We start from the raw sequence: 1453 nt of genomic DNA, 5'->3' as shown, positions 1-1453 counted from the left end.
AGAGCCGCGTGTGCAGGTGCGCCGCCGCGACCAACGGTGCCGCCACGACCATGGAACAGAGTCAGCTCAACACCTTCGTCTTCTGCCACTTTAACTAGAGATTCCATAGCATGGTACTGAGCCCAGCCTGCTGACATGACACCCGCATCTTTTGCTGAATCAGAGTAGCCGATCATGACCATTTGGTGGTTTTGAATAAAGCCACGGTAAAGGTCGATACTCATTAGCTGCTTAATGACCGATTCCGCATTGTTCAAGTCGTCTAGAGTTTCGAACAGAGGACAAACATCCATACGGTAAGGGCAGCCCGCTTCTTGCAGTAATAGGTGCACAGCGAGTACGTCTGAGGCGGTACGAGCCATTGAGATGACGTAAGCACCGAACGCTTCGCGCGGTTGCAGAGCGATGATCTTACAGGTGTCTAACACCTCTTTGACCGGTTCTGATGGTTCCCAATCGCGTGGCAGTAGCGGACGTTTAGACGCAAGTTCATTGGTGAGGAAAGCAATTTTATCTTGCTCGCTCCACTGTTCGTAATCACCAATGCCGAGGTATCGAGTCAGCTCAGAGAGTACATCTGCGTGGCGCGTACTTTCCTGGCGGATATCAAGACGAACTAGGTGAACGCCAAACGCTTTCACACGACGCAGCGTATCTAGCAACGAGCCGTCAGCGATGACGCCCATGCCGCACTCATGCAGTGATTGGTAACACGCGTACAGAGGATCCCAAAGCTGTTCAACTTTTTGTAGCGGTGCTTTGACTGCCAGTTTTTGACCGTGGATCTTCGCATCAAGAATATCTTTGGTTTCATTGAGCAGAGCACGTAGTTGTTTCAGGATTGCGCGGTATGGTTCGTGTTGATCTTCACCAGCAAGTTCACGAACTTGATCGTTAGAAACGGTCATCGAGAGTTCGCTGATCAATTCATTGATGTCATTGAGATAAAGGTCAGCGGCTTTCCAACGAGACAGAAGCAATACTTCACGCGTTACGCTATGAGTAACGAACGGGTTGCCATCACGGTCACCCCCCATCCAAGAAGAGAAATGCACTGGACGAGCATCAATTGGTAAACCTTCACCTAGGTAAGACTTCAGACGATCATTCATTTCACGTAGGAAATCTGGCACTGCTTCCCACAGTGAGTTTTCTACTACGGCAAAGCCCCATTTCGCTTCATCCAATGGAGTAGGGCGTTGTTGACGAATCACGTCAGAATGCCAGCTTTGTGCGATAAGTTGCTCTAAGCGACGCTCTGTTTTTTTGCGTTCTTTAGAAGACAGGTCGCTGAGTTCTAGTTTGGATAAACACTCGTTGATCTTGACCAGTTTATTGATCATGGTGCGGCGAGTGATTTCCGTTGGGTGCGCGGTTAATACCAGTTCAATATTCAAATCACGTACCGCTTGAGCCGTATCGAGTTTGCTAACATCGTTTTGTACCAGTTTTG

The 1453-nt window shown here is 49.1% G+C and carries 1 protein-coding gene; it reads right to left on the bottom strand.

Translation table 11 applies throughout. The features are described from left to right. Nucleotides 1–1453 (bottom strand): phosphoenolpyruvate carboxylase (locus R7Q47_RS23280; RefSeq protein ID WP_318089421.1); only part of this gene is annotated, 1453 nt, incomplete at both ends.

It is taken from the genome of Vibrio sp. Vb0349, from assembly GCF_033338975.1.
This window is presented reverse-complemented; position numbering and strand designations above follow the sequence as displayed.